The sequence below is a fragment of the Chamaesiphon sp. genome, assembly GCF_041738855.1.
Taxonomy (GTDB): Bacteria; Cyanobacteriota; Cyanobacteriia; order Cyanobacteriales; family Chamaesiphonaceae; genus Chamaesiphon.
In genome coordinates this window covers 1-6,512 of record NZ_JBGSPA010000092.1, presented here as the reverse complement: position 1 = coordinate 6,512, position 6,512 = coordinate 1, and the positions used below count along the sequence as shown (strand labels likewise).

Below are 6,512 nucleotides of genomic sequence, written 5' to 3'. Positions count from 1 at the left end.
CCCACTCCTTATCTGTCAAATCGCTTGAATATCCCATTTTTACCCTAGCCTGCTCAAATTTACCTACTCTATCTTGATTTTACTCGACCTGCCTTGGTAGCACTTCGCGATCGCCAAAAAGATCTCAAATGGGTTCTATAGATGGGTTGCAATTCTTCATCAGTGCGGACTTGATACTTGAGTCCTAGTTGTTCGGCATAAACTTCTCCAGGTGGGCATCGCCACGAGCCATCTGCTGCTTGGAGATAGCGAGTGGGGTATTTTTCGCTCAGTTTCTGTAGTTGAGCTTCGGTTTTCCATTCCACCCAGGCGGCATTATCCGCGCTCAGGACAAAGAAGTCTGGCGTATGGTAGTGACCGATCTTGCGTCAAGACTTGTTGGTGTATTGAATTTTAAAGCAGGATGGTTGGTCGTAATACTCTAGAACATTTGGGTCGTGTTCCATTAAGTAAATCGCCCATAATTCCACTTTGTGGCTCTCAAATTGGATGGTCAGCCCCATTTTTTGGGAAGGATAGGTACCGCTGACATTATTGGCTCGTCCCTGGACGCGACGGCTTGGGGGAGCCGACCGGATCGCGGCGATTGATTCAATGCCTGCTGCTGATAAATTAAGTGTTTGGCACCAGCGTTCAAATTCTCTTGGGTTCAAGCCCTTGTACTCCTCCTCTTTTTCAACCATATCTTGGCTGAGAGTTTTTTAAAATTGCCATTTTTAGCGATGTTAGCACACAATTTCCTAAAAAAACTCATCGCCTTATTATGATTGAAATTAGGAACTCAACGCCAAGTTATGATTGAAACTAGATTGCAATCGATCGCCTGAAACGACGTGTTTTCGTTATTGCGAAGCCAATTTATGGTTTACAACTGCGCCAAGTTATCCCATAAGTCACACAATTCTAAAAAGAACTCATCGCCTTATTATGATTCAATTTCAGAACTCAACGCCATTTTATGGTTTAAACCTCGATCGATTAGATCGTCTAAAACAACGTATTTGCGTTAGAATTCAGCCATTTTATGATTCACAAGTGCGTCAAGTTATGGGTAAAGTGACAGTCTTAAATGTTCAGGGTGCTTGTTTCAGCTTTGATGCACTTCATACCCAAAAAAAACTGTGCAGCAGATAATTGATAGCGGCAATGACTATCTGGTTGCAGTTAAAGGCAATCAGCCTAATTTGTATCAAGAATTAAACAATCAATTTGAGCAGGCTGTTGAGATAGATACAGACATTCAAACTGACTCTAGTCATGGGCGACAAGTGCAAAGAAGTGTGAGTGTCAAGACACCAACGCTGGGCATCGATCCACTTTGGGTCGGAGTCCAACGGATTGTCAAGGTGGAACGCACAGGTACCCGTCAACTTAAACCTTTTGAGGAAATAGTGTTCTACATTAGTTCACTCTCAGAAAATGCGGCTCAGTTGGCTGCTCGCATCCGAGCGCATTGGCAAGTGGAGAATTGCCTTCATTGGGTTAAAGATGTTGTTCTCAAAGAGGATGAGTCTCCTTTGTGTGGTGGTTCGGCATTAGTTAACTTTGGGATTCTGCTCGTGTCGGGTCACCCGACACGAAGGACAATTGCGATGAATATCTTTCGGAAAGAGGGCTATGCTTTAATTACCAAAGGAATCAGGTTTCTGGCTCACGACCTCGATCGATTATTTTCCTTTCTTCAATAAATCAGCCCTGCGATTATGATGGTGGTCTTCAGCCGCATAAAACTTGGTTAAGGGCACTACTTGAGTAGCAATTGGTTTGGTGAAAACGTGAGCCTTGTTCAGCCGCTCGATATAAGCTTTGGCTACTTTTTACTGGTCGGAATTGGCGAAAAAGATTGCCGAGCGATATTCATCTTTTACCAAAACCTTGTAAACCACTACTGCAAACGATTGCAGCCATTTTCCTTGTTAAGTAATTACTTAACAAGAAAAATGGCTGAAACTTGCTGGTGGCAACGGCTATAACGATATCTGGTTGAGTTAGACCTTAGTGCTAATTTCGAGCATTAGCGCGATTCTGTAGTGAATGTTTGTAACCGCTAGTTACTATAGAAAATAGCCCTAGCAGCAGATGGCTGAGAGCTATAGACCCACTATTAAATTTCAGTGACTTAGACCAAATCCAGTTAGTCGAACCCGCCATAATCTGACGCACTACCGAATTTTAAAATTCAAACCCCCCTAATCATTGTTGGTAAAAGGGTTTGAGGTTTAAGAGTGCGATCGGCCAATTTTGTCGATGATTCAATCGATTGGTGACAGCGAAATTCAGCAGACGCTAAAAAATATTGCTCCCATTGATCATCTCGCAGCGCATATCGTCTCGTTGTCATTATCAAGCGTGATTTTTTACTTGTCCTAATTTTACCTAATTGATGACACGCCCTAGGGTTATAGGTAGCAACTTGGGTGACTTAATCAACGTTGTGTTGGCTCTAGCCGAATCAGTTGACCCTCAGATGCATCAGTCAAAATATACAATAAATCATCGGGGCCTTGACGAACATCTCTAACCCTCGCACCAATTGAAATCGGCTCTTGGTTGAGGACTTTGCCGTTAGCATCTAACTCGATTCTGCGTACCGCTTGATCGACTAAGCCACCTGCAAAGAGATTTTTTTGCCATTGCGGAAATCGCTTGCCATCATACGTCGTCAAACCCGAAGGTGCGATCGCGGGTGTCCACACTGCTTTGGGATCTTCTAGTCCAGGTAGGGATTTATTCGGTGAAATATTATTATTCGAGCCATACTCTGTACTATAGGTTGCCAACGGCCAGCCGTAGTTTTTGCCTTTTTGCACTAGGTTGAGTTCGTCGCCACCACTCGAACCGTGTTCTGTCGCCCAAACTCGCTTGGTAACTGGGTCGAAGGTCATGCCTTGGATATTCCGATGTCCGTAGCTCCAGATGGCCGGATCGGTATTTGCAGCTTTGACAAAGGGATTGTCGCGGGGAATCGAACCATCATCTTTGAGCCGGAGGACTTTACCGAGCTGGCTGCGCCGATTTTGGGCTTGGAAACGGGGTAATTTGCCCTCGATTTGCAGTGGTGGATTGCCGCCATCACCGATCGCGAGTAACAAGGTATTATCGGGTAGCCAAGTAATCCGCGAACCGAAATGTTGCGATCCTGGTTTGACGGGAGAGACTTCAAAGATAACTTGGAGATTTTTGAGGTTTTTGCCATCGAATACGGCTCTTGCCAGCCGCGTGCGATTGGCGATGTTGTTACCGTGAGCATAGGTGAGATAAACCAGCCGATTCTTGGCAAATTGCGGATGGAGCGAAATATCCATCAATCCCCCTTGACCGCTGGCAAATACCGCCGGAACGCCACCGATCGCGGTAGGATCGAGTACGCCATTGCGAACAATTCGCAGCCGCCCAAGACGCTCGGTGACGAGCATGGTACGATCTGGTAGCCAAACCATACTCCAAGGATGCTCTAAGCCTTTTACTACTGGGACTAGACGATAATTTGCCTGGGTGTTCTGACTGACTGGAGATTTCTGGGCGTTACCAGAGCAAGCCAGACAAGATAGCACTGCCAGCGCGATCGTTTTCAATGCTATTGATCGCCAAGAAAGTTTGGTGAGTATATTCACAACAAGTTACAGATTGCTAAAATATTTCAGCGATCGGACATTACCGACCTATCTATATTTTTACATCCTTTTCTAATTAGCTAGGATGAAAGTAGATATAGCAAAAAGAAGTTGGGTTCTATCTAGGTTCTGTGCGATCGATGATTTAATAAGATAAAAGTGTAGATCGCCTTTTCTTTGACGATTTCTTGGAGTGAACCAGAGAGTCCCACCCACAGACAGGCACAGACGAATACCAGCAGCACTTGGATTGCTGAGTTAGCCTGGTTGCCAGCTACCGCTGTAAATGGTTTCACATCGCTAATTGCAACTTTAAGCAAGCCGATCCCAATGGGGGCGACGAGAATCGATAGGAGCAGATTTACCCGATCGCGTCTAGTAAGTTTGAGTTGGCGATGGCAGCAGATCCGCCACTGACGGGCGAGGTTTGACTGAGGAGTGGTAAAGGAAAGAATTGAATTGGATGGCGGTTGTAGGCAAGCAGTAATATATGCTCGGTAATTGTAGCGGCCTGCAATCATAATCGTTAGAACCTGCAATCATCGCAGTTTCTCGCCAGGATTAACTGCAACTATAATTTCACACCAGCCAGAATTAACTGCAACTGAGCCAGAATTAATTGCAACCAGCCTGCAATCATCCGTTTGAGCCAGGATTAATTGCAACTATCCGAAAGTCAATTCAGGCAAGCATTTGGTAGTTTAGTCATAAATTGCGCCAACCACCAATCAAATTAGCGCAATTCCAGCCAGGATTAAATGCAACTATAAGTCGGTAAAGAAAACGTTCGTTTTCCTTACTCTGATAAAAATTGTCAGGCCGAGCCAGAAACCGAATCAAGTTTGGTAACGAAACTCGGTAATTCTAACAGCGGCAACATATGTTGGTAATGCACGGGCTTCGTTACTCAGGTGCGCCAAAGCCAAAATGTTAATCGGTTATGCACGAGTTTCCACAGACGACCAAAATCTGCACCTCCAAATGGATGCTTTTAGTAGTGGGAGATTGATTTTCCACCTCTTCGGCGCACTAGCAGAATTTGAACGTAATCTCATGCGCGAACGCACCACCGCTGGACTAGTCGCTGCCAGAGCGCGGGGTCGTTTGGGTGGCAGACCCAAAGCCCTCGACCTCGCCAAACGCCAATTACGGGTACGACAACGATTCGTGCAAAACTGGATCGTGACAGGCTTAAAACCCATGTATAGCAATACTTTGGAAGATCGATTCCCCATAGGTATGTGAACCATTTTACCGCTTCGATCGATGGTTTAGTTCAGCGATTCACCTCAAAGCACTGTGGATAGGCTGTTTGAGCGGTTCTTTCATTCTACCTACGATGCAACTTCTCAGTTAACTAGCACCATGTAGTATGTATTGGGCTAGGTATTGACCATCTGTAATCTAAGAATTCATGAGAAATTATTATTGATTGAAACGGAATGCTCGTTTCAACATTTAGCTATCGATTGGGTTAACTTATATCACTTGAAAATCAGTGACAATCAGATTTTAGCAAGCAGCCTATAAGAGTTATAAATATTGCCCAAAGCTAATTCTTGCTGTCTAGGATGTGATAATACGGCTTTTCTGTTCCAGGATAAATTGTGTTTCAAATTTGAAATTGAAGACTAATTTAAGAAGGTTAAATCTGTCTTATTCGGAAAAATAGTAAAACGGTTCACGACCATTGCAGAAACGGAGCTTTGAAAGTATTGCTATTCAAGGGTTTCAAGCCTGTCACGATCCAGTTTTACACGAATCGTTGCCGTACCCGTACTTCGCCAATGTCTCATCAGCTTGGGGAGCTGCATCCCGAACCGTACTTTGCATAAAGTATATTCAAAAAAGTATGCTTTAATAATAAATTAATATCTGCACTTTAATCTAAAGAGTTTAAGTAAGTAGTGTAAAATCATGGTGACATTAGCTAAGTTAGCTACTGAATTTTTAGAACGTCCGGGACTAGCTGCCACCACATTACGTTCTTATGAATTTACATTGATGCCTTTACTCAAAGAGTATGGTCGGTGGTCGATCGATATTTTAGACCGACAGTTATTAGTAGCATATCTCAACAAAATCACTAATATTTCATATACCACTCACCATCGCCATCAAGCTGTAATTACAGCTCTATTCAACTTTGCTATCGAGCAAGATTACATTCAATCTAATCCCATCTCTAATCTCAAACGCCGGAAGCCAAATCGGGCAGATGGAGAACATGCCACAGATGAAAATATTCGTTACCTTACACCAGAGCAATTGAGTATTTTAGAGCGTGCTGTTAAAAAAGATGCGCGGATGTCTGCTCTAGTAAACTTGCTGCATAGCAGTGGAGCGAGGATTGCTGAGGTGTTAGCTTTGGATTTAGCCCAAATAAATATCGATGCTCGTAAATTTCAAGTTATTGGCAAAGGCAATAAAACTAGATGGTGCTTTTATAGTGAAGATGCTGCCAAAAGTCTAAATTACTATATTAAATATTACAGACATTCAGATTGTTTGGCACTATTTACTGCCGAGCCGCCATTTACGCATATACATTCTCGTCTTTCTTATCAAGCAGCTTATCAATCTTGGACTAAACTTTTAAGTTCGGAGATTCAATTGCAAGGCATCCGCTTCCACGATCTAAGACACACTTTTGCAACGAAGAGGGTTGGCTTGATGGGGATTGAGGAATTGAGAGCGTTAATGGGGCATGAGAATATTCAAACGACATTAAAATATTCAAAAGTTACTTCGCAACGTGCCGAGCAAGTAGCTCAGTTAGCATTTGAACTGCTATCTGCCGAGCGAGAATAATTTAGCTATAAAGATCTACTTTTGAAATAGCGATCGATACTTTTGAGTGGTTTTAAGAATGAGCAGATAGAGAATAGGTAGTACTAT

The 6,512-nt window shown here is 43.4% G+C and carries 7 protein-coding genes and 1 pseudogene; 3 read left to right on the top strand and 5 right to left on the bottom strand.

All coding sequences use genetic code 11. The annotated features are described in order from the left end of the window. Positions 1–68: 68 nt before the first annotated feature. Both ACEW9I_RS08975 and ACEW9I_RS08970 read right to left on the bottom strand, forming a co-directional pair. Entirely contained in the window at positions 69–305 is a 237-nt protein-coding gene (locus ACEW9I_RS08975) for a hypothetical protein (RefSeq protein WP_373540007.1), read from the bottom strand. Between the two features lie 63 nt (positions 306–368). Next, positions 369–683, bottom strand: coding sequence for a hypothetical protein (locus ACEW9I_RS08970; protein WP_373540006.1), 315 nt, complete (start codon positions 681–683; stop codon positions 369–371). A gap of 438 nt (positions 684–1,121) precedes the next feature. Here ACEW9I_RS08970 and ACEW9I_RS08965 point away from each other — a divergent pair, with 438 nt between their 5' ends. After that, a complete protein-coding gene (locus tag ACEW9I_RS08965; protein ID WP_373540005.1) occupies positions 1,122–1,688 on the top strand; it encodes an ISAs1 family transposase in 567 nt (188 codons plus the stop codon). Here ACEW9I_RS08965 and ACEW9I_RS08960 read toward each other — a convergent pair. The 3 genes and pseudogenes from ACEW9I_RS08960 to ACEW9I_RS08950 all read right to left on the bottom strand — a co-directional run. After that, a pseudogene (locus ACEW9I_RS08960) lies at positions 1,668–1,805 on the bottom strand (peptide-methionine (S)-S-oxide reductase); the annotation flags it as partial. The gene ACEW9I_RS08965 and the pseudogene ACEW9I_RS08960 overlap by 21 nt on opposite strands. 621 nt (positions 1,806–2,426) lie before the next feature. Next, positions 2,427–3,608 carry a PQQ-dependent sugar dehydrogenase gene (locus ACEW9I_RS08955; protein ID WP_373540008.1) on the bottom strand — a complete coding sequence of 394 codons (1,182 nt, stop codon included), beginning with the start codon at positions 3,606–3,608 and terminating at the stop codon, positions 2,427–2,429. A 128-nt stretch (positions 3,609–3,736) separates the two neighbouring features. Then, positions 3,737–4,135 (bottom strand): hypothetical protein, encoded by a 399-nt coding sequence (locus ACEW9I_RS08950; RefSeq protein ID WP_373540004.1) that lies wholly within the window; start codon positions 4,133–4,135, stop codon positions 3,737–3,739. A 406-nt stretch (positions 4,136–4,541) separates the two neighbouring features. Here ACEW9I_RS08950 and ACEW9I_RS08945 point away from each other — a divergent pair, with 406 nt between their 5' ends. Beyond that, positions 4,542–4,859 (top strand): recombinase family protein, encoded by a 318-nt coding sequence (locus ACEW9I_RS08945; RefSeq protein ID WP_373540003.1) that lies wholly within the window; start codon positions 4,542–4,544, stop codon positions 4,857–4,859. Between the two features lie 672 nt (positions 4,860–5,531). Further along, positions 5,532–6,425, top strand: coding sequence for a tyrosine-type recombinase/integrase (locus tag ACEW9I_RS08940; protein WP_373540002.1), 894 nt, complete (start codon positions 5,532–5,534; stop codon positions 6,423–6,425). Positions 6,426–6,512 lie beyond the last annotated feature (87 nt).

Bases quoted from the DNA above. Each gene is read 5' to 3' on its own strand.
- ACEW9I_RS08970 (WP_373540006.1), bottom strand. From the start codon at position 683: ATGGTTGAAAAAGAGGAGGAGTACAAGGGCTTGAACCCAAGAGAATTT.
- ACEW9I_RS08950 (WP_373540004.1), bottom strand. From the start codon at position 4,135: ATGATTGCAGGCCGCTACAATTACCGAGCATATATTACTGCTTGCCTA.
- ACEW9I_RS08945 (WP_373540003.1), top strand. From the start codon at position 4,542: ATGTTAATCGGTTATGCACGAGTTTCCACAGACGACCAAAATCTGCAC.
- ACEW9I_RS08940 (WP_373540002.1), top strand. From the start codon at position 5,532: ATGGTGACATTAGCTAAGTTAGCTACTGAATTTTTAGAACGTCCGGGA.